The organism is Xanthobacter sp. DMC47 (genome assembly GCF_056313845.1).
Genome location: NZ_JBQUZM010000001.1, coordinates 1,654,762 through 1,672,569, shown reverse-complemented (window position 1 = coordinate 1,672,569; position 17,808 = coordinate 1,654,762). Strand labels below are relative to the sequence as shown.

General features: G+C 65.6%; 14 protein-coding genes and 1 pseudogene. 9 read left to right on the top strand and 6 right to left on the bottom strand.

Features of this window, described 5'->3' with window-relative positions:
• Window positions 1-179 precede the first annotated feature (179 nt).
• The 9 genes and pseudogenes from ACT54R_RS07705 (at window position 180) to ACT54R_RS07665 (ending at window position 11,417) form a co-directional block, all read left to right on the top strand.
• Window positions 180-1,883, top strand: a complete 1,704-nt coding sequence (locus ACT54R_RS07705; RefSeq protein ID WP_476325094.1) for a ShlB/FhaC/HecB family hemolysin secretion/activation protein — start codon at window positions 180-182, stop codon at window positions 1,881-1,883.
• An 11-nt stretch (window positions 1,884-1,894) separates the two neighbouring features.
• Entirely contained in the window at window positions 1,895-2,362 is a 468-nt protein-coding gene (exbB, locus tag ACT54R_RS07700; RefSeq protein WP_168461714.1) for a TonB-system energizer ExbB, read from the top strand.
• Window positions 2,355-2,783 (top strand): biopolymer transporter ExbD, encoded by a 429-nt coding sequence (locus ACT54R_RS07695; protein WP_476325091.1) that lies wholly within the window; start codon window positions 2,355-2,357, stop codon window positions 2,781-2,783. The genes exbB and ACT54R_RS07695 overlap by 8 nt, the downstream gene beginning before the upstream one ends.
• Window positions 2,780-3,535 carry a cell envelope integrity protein TolA gene (gene tolA / locus ACT54R_RS07690; protein WP_476325089.1) on the top strand — a complete coding sequence of 252 codons (756 nt, stop codon included), beginning with the start codon at window positions 2,780-2,782 and terminating at the stop codon, window positions 3,533-3,535. The genes ACT54R_RS07695 and tolA overlap by 4 nt, the downstream gene beginning before the upstream one ends.
• Before the next feature lie 73 nt (window positions 3,536-3,608).
• Window positions 3,609-4,387, top strand: a pseudogene (locus ACT54R_RS07685) (IS3 family transposase); the annotation flags it as partial.
• 138 nt (window positions 4,388-4,525) lie between these two features.
• Window positions 4,526-5,989, top strand: a complete 1,464-nt coding sequence (locus ACT54R_RS07680; protein ID WP_476325087.1) for a methyl-accepting chemotaxis protein — start codon at window positions 4,526-4,528, stop codon at window positions 5,987-5,989.
• A gap of 56 nt (window positions 5,990-6,045) precedes the next feature.
• Window positions 6,046-6,885, top strand: a complete 840-nt coding sequence (locus ACT54R_RS07675) for an OmpA/MotB family protein (protein ID WP_476318169.1) — start codon at window positions 6,046-6,048, stop codon at window positions 6,883-6,885.
• A 9-nt stretch (window positions 6,886-6,894) separates the two neighbouring features.
• On the top strand, window positions 6,895-8,220 hold the full coding sequence (locus tag ACT54R_RS07670; RefSeq protein ID WP_476325085.1) for an EH signature domain-containing protein: 1,326 nt from the start codon (window positions 6,895-6,897) through the stop codon (window positions 8,218-8,220).
• Entirely contained in the window at window positions 8,217-11,417 is a 3,201-nt protein-coding gene (locus ACT54R_RS07665; protein ID WP_476325083.1) for a DEAD/DEAH box helicase, read from the top strand. The genes ACT54R_RS07670 and ACT54R_RS07665 overlap by 4 nt, the downstream gene beginning before the upstream one ends.
• 611 nt (window positions 11,418-12,028) lie before the next feature.
• Here ACT54R_RS07665 and ACT54R_RS07660 read toward each other — a convergent pair.
• The 6 genes from ACT54R_RS07660 to ACT54R_RS07635 all read right to left on the bottom strand — a co-directional run bounded on the left by ACT54R_RS07660 (window position 12,029) and on the right by ACT54R_RS07635 (window position 17,524).
• On the bottom strand, window positions 12,029-13,096 hold the full coding sequence (locus ACT54R_RS07660; protein ID WP_476325081.1) for a 2,3-butanediol dehydrogenase: 1,068 nt from the start codon (window positions 13,094-13,096) through the stop codon (window positions 12,029-12,031).
• Between the two features lie 33 nt (window positions 13,097-13,129).
• Entirely contained in the window at window positions 13,130-13,477 is a 348-nt protein-coding gene (locus tag ACT54R_RS07655; protein ID WP_476325079.1) for a carboxymuconolactone decarboxylase family protein, read from the bottom strand.
• A gap of 9 nt (window positions 13,478-13,486) precedes the next feature.
• Entirely contained in the window at window positions 13,487-14,272 is a 786-nt protein-coding gene (locus ACT54R_RS07650; protein WP_476325077.1) for a glucose 1-dehydrogenase, read from the bottom strand.
• Window positions 14,273-14,333: 61 nt separating this feature from the next.
• A complete protein-coding gene (locus tag ACT54R_RS07645; RefSeq protein ID WP_476325075.1) occupies window positions 14,334-15,452 on the bottom strand; it encodes an acetoin dehydrogenase dihydrolipoyllysine-residue acetyltransferase subunit in 1,119 nt (372 codons plus the stop codon).
• An 18-nt stretch (window positions 15,453-15,470) separates the two neighbouring features.
• Window positions 15,471-16,493 (bottom strand): alpha-ketoacid dehydrogenase subunit beta, encoded by a 1,023-nt coding sequence (locus ACT54R_RS07640; RefSeq protein ID WP_476325073.1) that lies wholly within the window; start codon window positions 16,491-16,493, stop codon window positions 15,471-15,473.
• A gap of 47 nt (window positions 16,494-16,540) precedes the next feature.
• Entirely contained in the window at window positions 16,541-17,524 is a 984-nt protein-coding gene (locus ACT54R_RS07635; protein ID WP_476326429.1) for a thiamine pyrophosphate-dependent dehydrogenase E1 component subunit alpha, read from the bottom strand.
• Between the last annotated feature and the right edge of the window lie 284 nt (window positions 17,525-17,808).

Here is a 17,808-nt window from a genome sequence, read left to right as displayed (position 1 = left end):
TCTCGCCTTTCACCATTCGTCGCGCGCGTTCGCCGCGCCTTGCATTTTCAAGGTATGCCATGAGCCCTTCTGCACGCCGCATCACGAGCCGCGCCCAATCTTGTCCCACGCAGACCGCCCGGAGCCCGGCCGGCCGTGCCGTTCTCCCCAGAGGTGCCCTCGGTCGGGCGCAAGCGCTCATGGCGGCAGCGGGATTCTCGCTGGCGGCGGGACCGGCCCTTGCGCAGGGCCTGCCCTTCAACATCGGCGATGCGGTGCGCGATGCGCAGCAGTCCCAGCAGGCCGCCCCGCAGCCCCAGCAGGCCGCGCCCCTCGTGCTGCCGAAGCTGGCGGAACCTCAACTGGTGCTACCCGGCAAGGAGACGCTCCATGTGCGCCACATCGCCGTCACCGGCACCGCCGGGCTCACGGTGGAGGACGACAAGCTGCGGGCGGTGCTCGCCCCCTATGAGGGCAAAAAGCTCACCGTCGCCGAGATCTATACTGCCGCTGACAAGGTCACCGCGCTCTATCGCGAGGCCGGATACCTGGTGGCGAAAGTCTATGTGCCCCAGCAGGATGCCCGTAGCGGCACCCTCACCTTCAAGCTCGTCCCCGGCCATTACGGCAAGGTCTCGGTGAAGAACGAGAGCCGGGTGAAAGACTTCATGCTCCAGGGCACGCTCGACGCCCAGAAGGTGTCGAGCGGCGAGCTGATCGAGCAGGCGCGGTTGGAACGCGCCATGCTGCTCATCTCCGACCTTGCCGGTGCCGGCATGCCCCGCGCGGTGATCGGGGCGGGGGCCACGCAGGGTACGTCCGACTTCCTGTTCGACGTGCCCGAGCAGCGCATGGTGGACGGCTTCCTCATGGGCGACAATTTCGGCACGCCCTATACCGGCATCTGGCGCGCCTCCGGCGGGCTCAACATCAACTCGCCGCTCGGCATCGGCGACCGGCTCTCCGCCTACGGCCTCGTCTCCAATTCCACCGACATGCTCAACGGGCGCATCGCCTATGCCCTGCCGCTGGGCTATGACGGGCTGAGGTTGGAGGTGGCCGCCTTCCAGACCACCTATGCGCTGGGTGGCACCTATGCCAACCTCGATGCCACCGGCGTCGCGGACGGCATCTCCGCCAGCCTTCTCTACCCCTTCCTGCGCTCCCGCGCGGATTCCATCTGGGGCAGCGCCGTCTACACCTACAAGAACCTCAATGACGAGACGCTGGGTGTCTCCTATGCCCACCGCAAGATCAACGAGGGCACGCTGGGGCTGAACCGGGAAACCTCCGGCGTGCTGCCCTGGCTCAACATGCCGGTCGTCACGTCGTCCTCGGTGGCATTCACCTTCGGCAATGTGGACTTTCCCGCTCCAGACCAGGCGCTGGCCAATCTCCTGGGCGCCGACACCCAGGGCGACTTCTCCAAGCTGACGGCGTCCTTCGTGATGACCGTGGCGCTGATGGAGAAACTGTCGTTGTCGGTGAATGTGCGCGGCCAGAAGTCCTTCACCGGCAACCTCGACAGCTCAGAGCAGTTTGGCCTCACCGGCATCTTCGGAGTGAGGAGCTATTACGAGGGGCTTTCGGGCGACAGCGGCTGGCTGGTGACGCCGGAGCTGAAATACGCCCTGCCGGACATCTATGGCTGGCATCATTCGGTGAGCGCCTTCGCCGACGTGGGTGGCGTCGCGCTGGAAGACGGCAGCTACACCATCACCCAGCCGGACTATGTGCAACTCGGCGATATCGGCATCGGCTATTACGGCAATTACGAATACATGCCCGGCCGCAACCTGCTCCTGAAAGCCTATCTTGCCTGGAGCGTGGGCGGCAACGAGGCGCAGGCCGGCTACAGCCGGGGCAACACCGTGGGCCTGATCCAGGCCGGCATCACCTTCTGAGGGGCCGGCGCATGGACAACATGACCTGGCTGAAAGAGGCCATCGATTATGGCGTCATCGGCCTCCTGCTGGTGCTGAGCATCCTCGTGGTGGCCGTGGTGCTGGAACGCATCGCCTTCTTCATCCGCGTGCGCCCGGAGGCCTATGCCTCCGTGAAGCAGCTGGAGCTGGACCTGTCGAAGCGGCTGGTGGTGGTGGCGTCCGTGGCGTCCAATGCGCCCTATATCGGCCTGCTGGGCACGGTGCTCGGCATCATGCTCACCTTTTCCAGCATGGACCTCTCGGCCGGTGCGGACCCGGGCAAGATCATGGTCGGTCTCGCCCTCGCGCTGAAGGCGACGGCGGCGGGCCTGGTGGTCGCGCTGGTGGCGGTGGTCGCCTACAACGCGCTGCTACGCCGGGCCAAGGTTCTGATGCTCAGATGGGAGATCGCCCGCGAGAGCCGCGACCGCGATGCGGGAGCCCCCGCCCATGGATGAGAAGCCGTTCGAGACCATGAACGTCATCCCATTCGTGGACATCATGCTGGTGCTGCTGACCATGGTGCTCACGACGGCCAGCTTCATCGCGGTGGGCCGGATCCCGGTGAGCCTGCCGCAGGCCGCGCCCATGAAGGCGGAGCAGCAGAAGGACACCATGATCGAGATCACGGCGGACGGCACCTTGCACCTCGATGGCATCGCGCTGTCGGTGGACGAGCTGAAGGGTCGGCTCGCCCCGATGCCGAAGGACACCTCCATCCTGATCCGGGCAGACAAGGCCGTGGCCTTCCAGAGCTTCGTAGATGTCGCCGACGTGCTGAAGACCCTCGCCTTCACGAAGGTCGGGGTGCAGACGAAGGGCGTGGCTGGGGCAGGATCCACTTCGGGGGGAGCGGCGGCGCAGGGGACGCAGCCATGAGCTTTCCCTTCGGCCCCTTCACCCTCGGCCACGGGCTCGCCATGTCGCTCGCCCTGCATGGCGCGCTGCTCGTGCCCTTCATGGACGTCTTCGATGCCCCCGAGCCGCGGGACGACCAGCTCCTCGTGGTGGAGCTTCAGGGCCTGATCTCCGACACCCAGGCCGAGCAGCAGGTGCTCCAGCAATCGAAGGGGGCTCCCGAACAGAAGCAGCAGGAGGAGGCTCGGGAGGAGCAGAAGACCCAAGCCGCCCAGACCGCCGCGCCCGACCGGCCCGATGAGGACACCGCACCCGACGGCACCCGCGCCATCGCCCCGCCGCCGGCCCCCGAGCAGCAACAGCAGGACGCGCCACCGCAAGAGGCGGCGAAGCCGGCAGAAGCACAGTCGGGCAACCCCGGCCTCGCCGATGTCCAGGGCGCCCAGGAGCAGAAGCAGGCGCAGCGGCTTGAAGCCCCCGATGAGGCCGAGATTCTCAAGGCCTATGTGCGCAGCCTCAGCAGGAAGATGCGCGAGAACCTCGTCTATCCGCCAGCGGCCCGCAATGCGGTGCGCGAGAAAACCACCACCTATGTGGCCTTCACGGTCGAAGCCGACGGAAATCTCCGCCCAGGTACGCTGAAGGTGACCCGCTCTTCGGGCAACTCCGCCTGCGACGCCGCGGCCCTGCGCACGGTAGAGAAGAACGCCCCCTTCGATCCACCGCCCCGGCCCATGACCGTTGGCGTACCCGTGGATTATTTCCCGAATTGAGGGTGGCAGGCTTGGGGGATTACGAACCGATCTCGGCTATTGTGACCAGGCAACCTTCGCGCCTGCCCGCGCCCTGCGCGAGCGCATGAAGGCCATCGCCCGCGAGCGGCGCCGCTTCGGCTATCGGCGCCTGCACGTCCTGCTGAGGCGGGAGGGTTTCACGGTCAACCACAAGCGCCTGTTCCGGCTCTATCGCGAGGAGCGTCTCAAAATGCGGGGCCGTGGTGGCCGCAAGCGGGCCATCGGGACGCGGGCCCCTGTGACGATCCCGATGCGGCCGAACGAGCGCTGGTCGCTCGACTTCGTGTCGGACCAGCTCACCTGTGGCCGTCGCTTCCGCATCCTCACCGTCGTCGACGACTGCATCCGGGAATGCCTGACCCTGCTGGCGGACACATCGCTGTCCGGCATGCGGGTGGCCCGGGAGTTGGACCGCCTTGTGGCCGAGCGCGGCCGGCCGAAGATGATCGTCAGCGACAACGGAAGCGAGTTCACATCCAATGCCATCCTCGCCTGGGCGGACGCGGCACAGGTCCAGTGGCACTACATCGCGCCGGGCAAGCCTATACAGAACGCCTTCCTCGAGAGCTTCAACGGCCGCCTGCGGGACGAGCTTCTCAACGAGACGCTGTTCTCGGCGCTCGGCCAGGCCAGAGCGACCCTGGCAGCTGGCGGTCCGACTACAACGGATCACGCCCGCACTCCGCAATCGGCTGGCAGACCCCCCTCCGCCTTCGCCGCCACCTTCCATCCGCGAAGAGATCTGCCGCTGCGCCAGGTCAAAAGCTCCGCGCCAGATCCCGCCGCTCACCCGGCCGAACAGGCCAAGTCCACCCGCCAGAACGAACGTGACGCTGGATAAAATTGGGGGCAACGTCACGTGGCCTAAAGGGCCGGACGATGCAATCTGGATCGGTTCGTTGATTCCGATCGCTTGATTGCATCGATGCTCTCGTCCAATTTCTACGCGCGGTTGGCGCTGGGGGAACGATGGACTGGGCATTTTGGGGGACGTGGGTCAAGGAAGGGATTCTCGGGGTCGCACAGATCATCACCCGAGATTTTGTCCCCGGCCTGATAAGCCTCGCGCTGCTCGCGCTTCTGGCAGTGCTCTCATGCGCTATGGGCCTTTCAGCCTATCGGCGCCTGCGGCTGCTGGACAAGGCAGCCCGTCGCGTGGAGGCGGCTGGAGATTCCGCCGGGTTTCAGAGCCAGCTTCATGAGATCCAGAGCGATATCGGGCGGGGGAGCGGCGAAGACGCCCGACATCTCGCCGAAAGCTTTGCCGAGTATCGCGAGACGCTGATCGAGCCGTCCCGGCATGGAGAAGGCCATGTCCGCAATTCCGTTCGGCCGTCGGCCTTCTTCAATCTGGACGACCTGCATATGGGGCTCGCGGGCTGGCGTATATGGCCTGGCCTGTTCGTGTCGATCGGACTTCTCTGCACGTTCCTCGGGCTCATCGCAGCGCTTGCCCAGACCCAAGCCAGCCTTGAAGCCGGTGGTGGCGATCAGGCCCAGATGATCGCCGCGCTCGAAGGGCTGCTCCGCACGGCGTCGGCAAAGTTCATCATGTCGGTCACGGGGCTGTTTTGCTCGATCGTCTTCAGCGCCGGATACCGCTTATTGAGCGAAAAACTGGAGCGCTCCGTCGCCCGTCTCGCTCGCACACTCGAAAAGCGGATGGATTTCATTAGCCTCGAAGCGCTTGCGGACAAGCAATTGGCCGCCATCCAGGAACAGACGGCCCAGCAGCAATTGCTAAACACCCAGCTCATTGCCGAGCTCAGCAAACCGCTCGAACGCATGACGGCAACCGGGACGGAAGCGATCGGGGGCATGGTCAATGAACTCGGCCAGACGCTGACGGCGCGCATCGGCGCCTCCCTCGACAAGGTGGCCGAGCGGATCGATGGGGCCGCCGACAAGCTGATGGAACTGTCGTCTGCGTTAGGAACGACGTCCGAACAATTCAGCGCGACGCTGGGCCGTTCGGCGTCTGCCTTGGACACGCTTGTCGACCGGATCGAGGCGGCGGCGAAGCAACTGGTATCTGCGGCCGACAGCATGAACGCGGCATCCAATCCGATTCTGGACAGCGCGCGTGCGACCGCCGACCAGGCGCGCGCCATGGCCGATGGCGCCCGGAACCTGGTTGATGCGGCCAAGGAAGCGATCGATGCGGAACGCACCATCGTGGTCACGTCGGCCAAGTCCATCGAAGAACTAATCCGCAATTTCGAGACCCGTGCGAAGGCCTATGATGGCCACCTGGAGAAGGCGTTTTCGACCTATCTGGAGCAGGTCCAGCGCACACTCGGCGAATTGCGCCAGCACAGCGATGGGGTCCACGACCGGTATGCCGAGGCGCTGCAGGTGTTGCAGGCCGTCATCGAAAACGCCCGGACCTTCACGCCGGAAAGTGAGCCGCCACGAGAGCGGTTGCCTGCATGAGAGCCGCGCGACGCATTCGGCGTGCCGAGGAGGACGATGAGTCCGCTTTCGTCTCGATGACCGACCTGATGGTGAGCTTCCTGTTCATCATTATGATCCTCCTCGCTTTCTTCGCCACCCAGATCGCGCCGAAGGACGCCGTGTCGCGCCAGCGCTTCGAGACAGTGGCGGACAAGCTCACCGACCGCGAACAGAAGCTGCGCGCACTGGAGGAGGAAAATCGCCGGCTTCGCCGCCAGCTCAGCGCGCAGGATGGCAACCCTATCGAGCGCTACAATTTTCGCTCTGCCGAGCTGCGGGGCAAGATGCTCGATCGCATTCAGAAGCGCATCAAGGCGGCAGACACCTCGATCGACGTCTCGATCAGCCGTAATGGCGACGCCCTTGAGTTCAAGGGTGACGGGCTCTTCGAATCGGGCAGCTATGCGCCCAGCCCACTCGGTCGCCGCAAGATGGAGATTATCGCCGGCATCCTGAGGGAAGAGCTGAGATGTTTCGCGCTGGGTGAGCGCTCGACACTTGCATCCGCCTGCAACCCCGCTGTGGCATTGATCGACGCGCTCCAGGTCGAGGGACACACCGACAGCACGGGCACGGATGTGCTGAACATGGACCTCAGTTCCAGCCGGGGAAGCGCCATCTACGCCATCATGGTGTCGACAAGCCCCGAATTGCTGGGCTTCCGCAATCTCAGGAACCAGCCCATCGTCTCGGTGGCGGGCTATGGCAAGGGTCGGCCGATCCGCGACAACAACACGGTCTCTGGCCGCGACGCCAACCGGCGCATTGACCTGCGCTTCATCATGTTTGCGCCGCCCGAAGAACAGTTCGTGCCGCAGCGGATCGAGGATCTGCCCCGTCTGCGACAGCTGCTCGCGGCCGGTCCTGTACCTTAGGGCGGACCCATGAGCCTGATTGACCGACTGGCACGCCTGCCGCCAGCGCCAGCCCCGCCGCAAGTTCCGGAGCGGCTGGTGGAAGTCGCTGAGCGCGTCCGGCAACGCTTCGGCGATCGGCGGCCGGTGAAGCCGGAGGCGCTGAACATCCTCATTTCCCGCCTGACGCAGGCGACCCGGCAATGGGACTGGAAGCAGTTGACAGACGGGGAGATGGCGCAGGTAGTGCGGGCCTGGGCCAGCCGGCTTGCTACGCTCGCGCCCGACATCGAAGACTTTTTGCTGCGCGAGCTTCGGTGCACCACGCGCAGGTCCCTGCTCGGCGCGCTCTGCGATGGCTATCTTACCGGCTGGGTTGCGCGAGAACCACGGACCTCAGAGCTCGCCCGCATCATTCAGGCTCGCGCGGCCTTCCTGCCTCGATTTTGGCAGATCGCGTTTCGGGCGACCCCCGAAAGCCTTGATCCGGCCGATGGGGCCATCCGGTTCGGTCGCTGGCTGGCCGCGCAGGCCGATCCTTATCGCGCGGTGATCGCGCGCGGCATCCTCGCCCCTCATGGGCCGGGCTTCATGACCGAGGCTCACGAGGCCTGGCTGTCGGCTTCGCCCGAGCCGGTGGACGAGCCGACGGTCCGCAGAATGCTGGCCTGGATACATCCCGCCAGCGCGCCTCGGCTGGAAGGCGATCGGGCCGCAGCCGTCGTGGCGCGGCTCCTGCGCCCCTGGACCGCGCGCATGCCCGCAAAGCCGCTACGCACGCTCCTGCTCAATGAACTGATCGGGCATCGCGGTGATCCGCGTCATCAGAATCCGCATTTCTGGATGCAGGTGGGCGAGGACGGGAAGCGGATCCTGCTGCGGTGGCTGGCCGGCCAGCGCATGGAGGCCTTTCTCGATGTTGTGTCGCAGGCAGCTGCGAACATGAATCAGGGCAGCCAGTGGCCTCCACGGAGAAGGTTCTGGATGGGCCTGTATGAGGACGGACGTATTGACGAAGCTTGGCCCTCCTTTGGCAAGGATGCGCAAGCCATTGCGGACAACCTCAATTGGAGCGCAGCTAACGCTGCCAATAGTCCCGCGGGTGGGGTATTTTTCGGTCGCCAGGCCACCAATCGAAGCCTTCTTATTATGAAAATTGGCAAAAAGATCGTGGTAGAGGGATCTCACAATTTTCGCGTTCACATTTTCGATCTTGGAAAACGGGGAACCCCAGATCTATACCAGGGTGAATACGAATTAAATGAAATAATTTTGCCGCGGGACGATAAAGAAAATACTCATTGGCATGATCCGCAAGGAAGATGGATGGACTGGGTCCGCGAGAAAATCGGATGAGCCTGACCTTCACATGTGTCCCCGACGCCGACGGCTGTACGCTGTCCGTCGTCCAGCCCAAGCGTGGCCTGCTGTCTTTTCTCGGAACGCGCCGGCAATACGATCTCGATGCATTGCCGCGCGAGGAGCGGGCCGTGGCCATGGCGCTGGCGCGACTGCGCGTGCTCGACCGGGACCGGGGGGAGCATTCCGTCGACGGCGAGAAGATCCGCCTATCGCACCGCCTTGTCGCTGCGCTGGACAACGGAGCCGCGCGCGCTATCGGGCTGCCAGGGCTCAACACGCGCTATATCTTCAGGGCGGCCATGCGCGGGTCTCTCGGCGGCGCGGACTTCCGTCTGGACTGGTGGTGGGAAAAGGGCGGGCGGACCGTGCCCCTCAAGCGGACGGGCGCTATGCTTCACGATGGGCCCGAACTGCTGAGGATTCCGGCTCCGCTCTTCGAGGCAATTGGCATTGCCGAGGCTTTTGATCCACGTGGGACGTTGCAAGACCACTGGCTGGCGCTTGGCGCATTTCGCCGAGCTCTCGGCTTGGAGGAGGCAGGCAAGGCGGTCGCGCTTGACGGGGCGCTGGATCAGATCGAGATCGTCACCTGCGACCGGGTCGGCCTCGATCTTGACGCGGCCGACGACAGCCGGTTTGCCCCGCTCCCCTTCATCGGCGCAAACCTCGCGTCTGGGTCTCCGGTGGAGGCGATGGCGTCTCCCGTCAAAGCCGAAGAACTGGCCGAATTCCAGCATCAGGCCATGGCGCGCGGTGCGCAGCCGGCCTATCGGATCGGCTCGGCAAAATTCCTGATTCTGGATCGTTCGGCCATGCCCGTGGTGGATGCCATCGCCGCTGCGGGCCGGCAGGATGCGAATGGGCGCCGTGTCTTCATTCGCGACGCTGAGCGTATCATTACCGAAGCCGTCGAACGTCAGGCACGTGATGATGGCCGGCTGAACGAGCTGATGAGCCCTGCTGGCTACCAGGAGGCTTTGGAGCGGGCCGTCTCGGGGGCATGGACCAAGACCGCCGCATGGACGTCGCGCGTCATCGCCGTCGCCGAGTGGGCTCGCCCCGCGCCCGCCATGATGGAGGGGTCGGGCACCAACTGGCTCCCGGCGACAACGACCGAGGAACTGGGCGAGAGGCTCGGTCTCTTGCACGACGACGAGGTGGAGCCCCTGCTGCATGCTCTGGCCGAGGCGAAGCTTGTGGGTCAGGAGATCGTGCCCCATCGCGTCGGCGCCATCCCAGTCATCGACGACGTGATCGAGGCTTTGGCGCGGCGGCTGGAGATGCTGCGCAACCGCGGGGATACGCCCGCAACGGGCGACCCGCAGACGGTATTTCTGCCGCTCACGCACAGCAACTTCTGGGATACGGACTTCGGAGCCAAAGTCACCCCACGTGGTTCGGTAGCGCAGTTCAGTCTGCCGCCACAGGTATCTACGACGCTACGCCCCTATCAGGTCGCGGCCTTCGAGTGGCAGGCGCAAGCCTGGAGCACGGGATTGCCGGGCATCCTGAACGCGGATGAGCAGGGCCTAGGCAAGACATTGCAGACGTTGAGCTTCCTGACCTGGCTGCGGCAACAAATGGTCGATGGCGAAGTGCCGTCCCGACCCTTCCTCATCGTCGCGCCGACCTCCCTGCTGCGAAATTGGGAGGCAGAGTGTGCCACCCATGTCGATCCCGACTTCTGGGGCGAGCCGGTCCGCCTCTTTGGTCAGCACCTCAAGCGATGGAAGCGCCCCGCGCAGCGCGGGCGCGACATTGATGATGGCACGGCCCGGCTCGACCTCTCTTCGATCGAGAATTCGCCCTGCCTCGTGATCGCGACCTACCAGACGGTTGCCAATTATGCCGTCTCCTTTTCGGAAGCGCCCTTCGCCGTGGTCGTGTTTGACGAGATCCAGAATCTGAAGAACCCGTTTGCCATGCGTTCGGAGGCAGCAAAGGCCGTCCTCGCCGATTTCCGCATCGGCCTCACCGGGACGCCCGTGGAGAACGCCACGCGCGATATCTGGGCGATCATGGATCAGCTCTTCCCGCTGGCGCTGGGCCCGCTCGCCGAGTTTCGCCGGGTTTTCGACGAGCCGCGCGAAGAGCGCATGAAGCAGCTTCATGCTGCGCTTTTCTCGGGTCAATGCGGCCGGCCGCCGCTTGCGCTGCGTCGGCTGAAAAAGGACGCTGCACCCGACCTGCCGCCGAAGGTCCGGATCCTTCACCCCCGCATTATGCCAGAGGTGCAGGCCATCCGATACGACGAGATCCGGGGCAAGGGCGGCGGCATGTTCGCGCTTCTGCATCACATTCGTCGCACGTCGCTGCATCCTGGTCTCGTTGAAGGCGAGGTTCCGGGCACGTTTACGGCGGCATCGGCCCGTTTGTCCGCGGCAATGGACATTCTGGCGCACATCAAATCGCGCGGTGAGCGCGCGCTTGTCTTCATCGAAAACCGTGACGTGCAGGCCTGGTTTGCTGAATTGATAAAGATCGAGTTCGGGCTGGAACGCGTCTATGTCATCAATGGTGACACTCCCATCGACGACCGAAAAAAGATCACAGACCGGTTCCAGCGGCATCTGGTGGAAGACCAAGGCTTCGATGTGCTTGTGATGGGTCCGCGCGCGGCCGGCACCGGACTGACTTTGACGGCGGCCAACCATGTGATTCACCTGACGCGCTGGTGGAACCCTGCGGTCGAAGAGCAATGCAACGACCGAACCCACCGCATCGGCCAAGGCAGGCCGGTTACCATTCATATTCCGCTTTCAGTGCATCCGCGCCTTGGCCCGAACTCTTTCGACTGCCTCCTGCAGCGCCTAATGACTCGCAAGCGGGGAATCGCGAATGCCGTGCTCTGGCCGCAGGAGAGCGAAGGGCCGGAGCTTCTCGAACTCTACCAGGCCATCTTGTCCGACAGGGATGTTCGCGACGAGGCGGGGCCGCATCCCTCAGACGCCCCAGACCTCATCACGACCGAGCTCGGGCCTGGTATTTCGCGTGTCGCCATAAAGGGCGGCGGTTCAAGCATCGTCATAACGCGTGGGGTCTGTCCTGATCGTGTCGAAGGACAGCTGCAAGTCGAGGATGCTGTCGTGATAGCAATGGCCGCTCCGGAAACCCCACGGTTATCATCAGGCGTGCCGGTTTCGCCGCTTCCCGACGCCTCATTGTGGCCCGATTATATCCTGCCCCACTGAATGCTCAGATTTTGGTGGGCTTGCCCAAGCTTCATCAGCGAGTATTGGCCATTCGAGGGCCTCTGCAAGGATTAATCGAACACCGCTACCAACCTTAGCAGGGATGGGAGGCGGCTGATGTCGCCAGTTCCGAAGCTGCCCTCCCTGAGCTTTCAAGGGCCACGTCGTATCCAGTCAGCTTGTCTCCATGCAGTTGATTGCAATGCTGATTGCCCTGACATTTCGGGTGTTCAATTGTGCCGGCTTGACCGGCCCATTAGTCTGGTACAGCTTCTGCCCACACGGGGTGCGCAACCGCCCGGTCCTTGCTCGATTTCGAAACTGGCAATCTTCTCCCTCTCTCCGCCAGTTTCTGAAAATTTAGCCCTGCCGGCAACGATGCCCCGACCGCAGCTCGCCAATTCTCCGTCAGATCGCCCGCGCCCAATCAGCCTCCTCTGAAGAGAGGCCGTGTAAGAGGCAGACGGCGATCTGGGCTTCCCTCTTGTCACCACGCTCTAGCGCTTCCCCGATGGCGGTGCGCGCCGGTCCCCCCCGATTGCAGGCACGTGTTGGGCCCCTCGGCACGGCGGATGCGCCCCCGCTGCCGTGCCGAGAGGGAGAGCCGCGGCTCAGCGCAGGTCGATGAGGATCTTCAGCTCCTGCCCGGCGGGGTCGAGAAGGGCCTCGAAGCCGTTCTCCACCACCTCGGAAAGGCGGATGCGGCGGGTCACCACCTTCTCCGCCGGCAGCAGGCCCTTGCCGATGAGCGCCGCCACCTTGGGCCACATCAGCGTCGAGTAGCACCACGAGCCGCGCACATCGATGTCCTTGAAGGTCACGGTGAAGCCGTCCACGGCTGGCCTGCCCACATGCAGGCCCACCTGCACCACCACGCCCTGCCGGCGCACGGCATCGATGCCGGTGGCAAGGGCTGCCTCGGCGCCCACGCATTCCAGCGCCACGTCGACGCCCACGTGGCCCTCGGTCTGGTCGCGGATGGCGTCGGCCACGGCGTCGCGCTTCGGGTTGAGGGTGATGACATCCGGCAGTATCTGGCGCGCCATGGCGAGGCGGTTGTCGTTGGTGTCGGAGAGGAAGATCTGCGTCGCCCCCGCCGCCCGTGCCGCCAGCACCTGCAATTGGCCGATGGGGCCGGCGCCGGTGACGAGCACGCTCGATCCCGGCTTCACCCCGCCGCGCTCGGCGGCATAGACGGTGACGGCGGCGGGCTCCACCAATGCCGCCTGCTCGTCGCTGACGAATTCGGGCATGGCGAAGACGTTGTAGTCGTTCACCAGCGCGTATTCCGCCATGCCGCCCCATTGCCAGCCGAGGCCGATGATGGCGAGGCTTTCGGAGAGCTGGTAGAGGCCTCGGGTGCCGAAGTAATCGTCGCGCGGCGACACCATGGGCTGCACCGAAACCCGGTCGCCAACCTTCACGTTCGTGACCTCGCCGCCGATGGCGACGACCGTGCCGCCAAATTCATGGCCCAGCACCTGCGGCAGATTTGCGCCGGTGTAGGGATGTGGCTCGGTGGGGATGAAGATGGGGCCGGCGGCGTATTCGTGCAGATCGGTGCCGCAGATGCCGCAGAAGCTGTTGCGGATGACGACCTGGCGTGGGCCGGGGGCAGGCGGCTCGGAAATGTCCTCGACGCGCACGTCGCGCTTGGCGTGGAAGCGGGCGGCCTTCATGGGTGGTTCTCCCTTCTCTCTGTTCTTGGTGGGTCAGGCCGGCTCGGTGGCGAGGGCGTCGAACGCCTCCAGCGCCCTGCCCGCATAGACGGCGGACGGCCCGCCCCCCATCTCGATGCAGACGCCGAGAATGTCGGCGAGTTCGGCGCGGGTGGCGCCGTGGCTCCGCGCATTGGCGGCGTGGAACACGATACAGTCGGCGCAGCCCTGGTGGACGGCGATGGCGAGGGCCACCAGCTCCTTCATCTTGGCCGGCACGGCGCCGGACTTCGACGCCTCTCCCATGAGGCCGCGGAAGGCCGTCATCACCTGCGGCGCTGCTTTCGCGAGAACGCCGAAGCGCTGGTTCATCTCTTTCAATTGCTGGGGCACGGAAGTCATGGCGGCTCCTCAGGTGAAGACCATGCCGCCGTCCACGAGCAGGGACTGGCCGGTCATGAAGTCGGATTGGGACGAGGCGAGGAAGCGGGCGACGCCGACAAGATCATCGGGACGCGAGGCGCGGCCCAGCACGGCGCCGGCCGCGAAGGTGTCGAAGGCCTCGTTCTCGCCGTGGGTCAGGCCGCTGTCGCGGAAGCCCTTGTCGATCACCTTCCACATGTCCGTGGCCACCACGCCGGGGCAGAAGGCGTTGGCGGTGATGCCCTCCTTGCCGAAGGCGCGGGCGGCGGCCTGGGTCATGGCCACCACCGCGAACTTGCTGGCGCAGTAATGGGCGAGGGGCTCGTAGCCCTGCTTGGCGGCGATGGAGGCGGTGTTGATGATCTTGCCGCCACCGCCCTGCGCGCGGAAGGTCTTCACCGCCTCTTGCATGCCGATGAGCACGCCGAGCGCGTTCACATCGGTGACGAAGCGCCAGTCCTCCTCGGTGATGTCGAGGAAGGGACGCGTCTGCGCGACGCCCGCATTGTTGAACAGCACGTCGAGCCGCCCGAACGCCGCGACTGCCTTGTCGATGAGCGCGCGCACCTGCGCCCGCTCGCGCACGTCCACCGGCACGGCGATGGCGGTGCCGCCCTTGGCCGTGATTTCGTCCGCCACCTTCGTCGCAGCGGCCTCTGAAAGATCGGCGACGACGATGCGCGCGCCGTCCTCGGCGAGGGCCCTGGCGATGGCGGCGCCGATGCCGCCGGCGGCGCCGGTGATGATGATGCTTTTGTCCTTGAGGTCAGACATGCGTCCTCCTTCGCCGGTCGCCCTGGCGCGCCGGCGTTTGTCGTTGCGAGGTTTGAGGCGGTCAGCGCTTGAGGTGGTCGAGAAGCAGCTCGTTCACCCGTCCGGATTTCTCCATCTGCACCATGTGGCCGGCGCCGGGGAGCACCTCCACCGTGGCGCGGCCTTCCAGCGCGCCGGCATGGGCGGCGGGGATGACGCGGTCGGTCTCGCCCCACACCACGAGGATGGGCGCGTCGGTCTCTTTCAGCCTGTCGGCCAGCACATGGGTCTGCCGCTCGGCCGGGAAGAGATTGGCGGAGAGGGCGGAGAGTGCGCCGTCCACCCCGTCGAGGCGCTTGTACTTGAGGATGTCCTCGATGAGCTGGCGCGTGACGGTCCCGGGATCATGGAACAACTGTTCCAGCACAGGCTTCATGTCGCGCCGCGAGCCGGCGGCAACGAAGCCATCGGTGTAGCCGGAGTTGATCTCCGGCCCGAGCCCCGCCGAGCCGATGAGCGCGAGGGAGGCCACCCGGGCGGGATGTTCCAGCGCGGTGGCGCTCGCCACCGCCCCGCCCATGGAATGGCCCACGAGATGCGCGCGCGAGATCGCGAGCGCATCCATGAAGGCGATCAGCGCGCCGGAGAGGAAGGCGAGGTTCGCCTCGCCCACCGCCTTGTCCGATTGCCCATGGCCGGGCAGATCAAGCGCATAGACCGTGGCGGCATCGGCCAAGGCGTCGATGTTGAACAGCCAGTTGTCGAGATCGCCGCCGAAGCCGTGGACCAGCACCACTGATTTCTCGCCCTCGCCCCGGCGGGCGTAGCGCAGGCGGCCGGCGGGCGTATCCACGAACTCGTAGCGCGGGCCGGCGGCTTCCTCCCCCGCGCCCGCTTCCTCCGGCGCCGCGAAGGCGGCGACGAAGGCGTCGATCTCGGCGTCCGGAACGTCCGCATCGGCCAGCACGCCGATGAGCGCCTTCACCGGATAGACCGTTCCGGGCGTCCCGAGGGTCCGCCGCAGCACACCGGCGTCGCCCGCCTCCACCACGCCGGCGATCTTGTCCGTCTCAACCTCGACGATCTCGTCCCCGACGGCGATCTCGGTGCCCTCGGGCTTCAGCCAGCCCGTGACCTTGCCCTCCGCCATGGAGAGCCCCCACTTGGGCATGACAATGGGCTTGATGCGCGTGTCCGTCATTGTCCGATGCTCCGGCGATCAGGCGGCGAGCGCCTGGGGATGGGTCTTCAGCACGGCGGCGGCGATGGCATCGGCGGAGGGGATGTAGAGGTCCTCCAGCGCGGGCGAAAACGGCACCGGCGTGTGCGGCGCGGTCACCATCTGCGGCGCCGCCTTCAGCGCCCCGAAGGCCTGCTGGGCCACGAAGGCCGCGACGTCGGTGGCGATGGAGCAGCGCGGGTTGGCCTCGTCCACCACCACGAGGCGGCCGGTGTTCTCCACGCTCTCGATCACCGTGTCCCAGTCGATGGGCGAGAGGGTGCGCAGGTCGATCACCTCCGCCTCGATGCCGCTGCGCTTCGAGAGCGTCGCCGCCGCCTCCAGCGCGCGATGGACGGTGAGGCCGTAGCTGACGATGGTCACATCCCGCCCGTCGCGCACCACGTTCGCCTCGCCGAAGGGGATGGCATAGGGCTCGGCCGGCACGTCAGCCTCGCTGGCGTAGAGGTTCTTGTGCTCGCAGAAGATCACCGGATCGTCGTCGCGGATCGACTGGATGAGGAGGCCCTTGGCATCATAGGCGTTGGAGGGGCACACCACCTTCAACCCGGGCACGTGGGTGAACATGGGGGTGAGCATCTGCGAATGCTGCGCGGCGGCGCGGAAGCCGGCGCCCACCATGGCGCGGATGACCACCGGCGTCTTCGCCTTGCCGCCGAACATGTAGCGGAACTTCGCCGCCTGGTTCAGGATCTGGTCGAAGCACACGCCCATGAAATCGAGGAACATCAGCTCCGCCACTGGGCGCATGCCGCAGGCGGCGGCGCCGATGGCCGCGCCGATATAGGCGCTCTCGGACAAAGGCGTATCCATCAGGCGGTTGCCGTGCTTGCCGTAGAGCCCCTTGGTGACGCCGAGCACGCCGCCCCAGGCGTCCATCTCGCCGGGCGAGCCAGAGCCGCCGACTATGTCCTCGCCGAGCAGGATGACAGAGGGATCGCGGCGCATTTCAAGGTCGAGGGCTTCGTTGATCGCCAGCTTGAAGCTGAGGGTGCGGGACATGGTTTCCTCCAGGAAATCGTTGGGCCGTGCGGGTTCGCTGTCGTGGCTCAGTAGGAGACGTAAACGTCGCTGGTGAGCTCGTGCGGTGTCGGCTGCGGCGCCGACTTGGCGGAGGACACCGCGTCGTCGATGAGGGTCGCGACCTCGCGGTCAAGGAGCGCGATCTCGGCGTCGGAGACGATGCCCGCCGCCGTGACGCGATCGGCGAAGATCTTCAGGCAGTCGCGGTTGAGGCGGTTGAAGTCGTTCTCACCCTTCGCCTTGTAGGTCTGGCTGTCGCCCTCGAAATGGCCGTAGAAGCGCACCATCTTGCATTCGAGCAGCGCCGGACCGCCGCCCGCGCGGGCCTTGGCGATCAATTCGCCCGCCGCCTTGTGGACGGCGAAGAAGTCCGTGCCGTCCACGCTGACGCCCGGCAGGCCGAAGCCGTGGGCGCGGTCGAGGAAGCTGTCCACGCCGGTGGCGTAAGTCACGGAGGTCGCCTCCGCATAGCCGTTGTTCTCCAGCACGAAGATCACCGGCAGGTTCCACACGGCGGCGAGGTTCATGCTTTCCAGAACCGTGCCCTGGTTCGCCGCGCCGTCGCCGAAGAAGGTGATGCCGACCCCGCCGTCGCCCCGGCACTTGGCGGCGAGCGCCGCGCCGCAGATGAGCGGCGCACCGGCGCCGAGGATGCCGTTGGCACCCATCATGCCCTTGGAAAGATCGGCGATGTGCATGGAGCCGCCCTTGCCGCGGCACGAGCCGGAGGACTTGCCGTAGATCTCGGCCATCATCTCCGCCACGTCCACGCCCTTGGCGATGCAATGGCCGTGGCCGCGATGGGTGGAGGCGATGCGGTCGCTGTCGGTGAGGTGCATCATGATGCCGGTGGCACAGGCCTCCTCGCCGGCATAAAGGTGGACGAAGCCGGGGATGTCGCCCTTGGCGAACTCCACGTGCAGCCGCTCCTCGAAATCGCGGATGGTCCGCATGGTGCGGTAGGCCGCAAGAAGCGCGTCCTTCTCCAGCGGAATGGGATTGTTGGACAGCGCGCCGTCGGCGATGTGCATGGGCGATGTGATGGACGTCTGAATGGACATGGGCTTTTCCTCCTCCTTCGGATCGACCGGACCGGCAGGGAGGAAGGGCACAGACGCAGGCGCGCCCGTTCACGGCCCGCTTCTCGCGGAGCGGGTCCCGTTTCCTTCCCTAGCCGTGTTCTTCAGTGCCGGCTTCGCGCCGGCTTGATGGAGAGGACATCAGCAAGGGGCGGGCCAATTGCGCCCCTCGCGCCAAAGCGTTGCGCGGCAAGGCGGAGACCCCGGGGTGGGGC

Excerpts from the sequence above, each read along its gene's own strand:
- ACT54R_RS07680 (WP_476325087.1), top strand. The coding sequence starts at position 4,526 with ATGGACTGGGCATTTTGGGGGACGTGGGTCAAGGAAGGGATTCTCGGG.
- ACT54R_RS07640 (WP_476325073.1), bottom strand. The coding sequence starts at position 16,493 with ATGTCCCGCACCCTCAGCTTCAAGCTGGCGATCAACGAAGCCCTCGAC.
- ACT54R_RS07695 (WP_476325091.1), top strand. The coding sequence starts at position 2,355 with ATGGATGAGAAGCCGTTCGAGACCATGAACGTCATCCCATTCGTGGAC.
- ACT54R_RS07645 (WP_476325075.1), bottom strand. The coding sequence starts at position 15,452 with ATGACGGACACGCGCATCAAGCCCATTGTCATGCCCAAGTGGGGGCTC.
- ACT54R_RS07660 (WP_476325081.1), bottom strand. The coding sequence starts at position 13,096 with ATGAAGGCCGCCCGCTTCCACGCCAAGCGCGACGTGCGCGTCGAGGAC.
- ACT54R_RS07675 (WP_476318169.1), top strand. The coding sequence starts at position 6,046 with ATGACCGACCTGATGGTGAGCTTCCTGTTCATCATTATGATCCTCCTC.
- exbB (WP_168461714.1), top strand. The coding sequence starts at position 1,895 with ATGGACAACATGACCTGGCTGAAAGAGGCCATCGATTATGGCGTCATC.
- ACT54R_RS07665 (WP_476325083.1), top strand. The coding sequence starts at position 8,217 with ATGAGCCTGACCTTCACATGTGTCCCCGACGCCGACGGCTGTACGCTG.
- ACT54R_RS07670 (WP_476325085.1), top strand. The coding sequence starts at position 6,895 with ATGAGCCTGATTGACCGACTGGCACGCCTGCCGCCAGCGCCAGCCCCG.
- ACT54R_RS07655 (WP_476325079.1), bottom strand. The coding sequence starts at position 13,477 with ATGACTTCCGTGCCCCAGCAATTGAAAGAGATGAACCAGCGCTTCGGC.
- ACT54R_RS07650 (WP_476325077.1), bottom strand. The coding sequence starts at position 14,272 with ATGTCTGACCTCAAGGACAAAAGCATCATCATCACCGGCGCCGCCGGC.
- tolA (WP_476325089.1), top strand. The coding sequence starts at position 2,780 with ATGAGCTTTCCCTTCGGCCCCTTCACCCTCGGCCACGGGCTCGCCATG.
- ACT54R_RS07705 (WP_476325094.1), top strand. The coding sequence starts at position 180 with ATGGCGGCAGCGGGATTCTCGCTGGCGGCGGGACCGGCCCTTGCGCAG.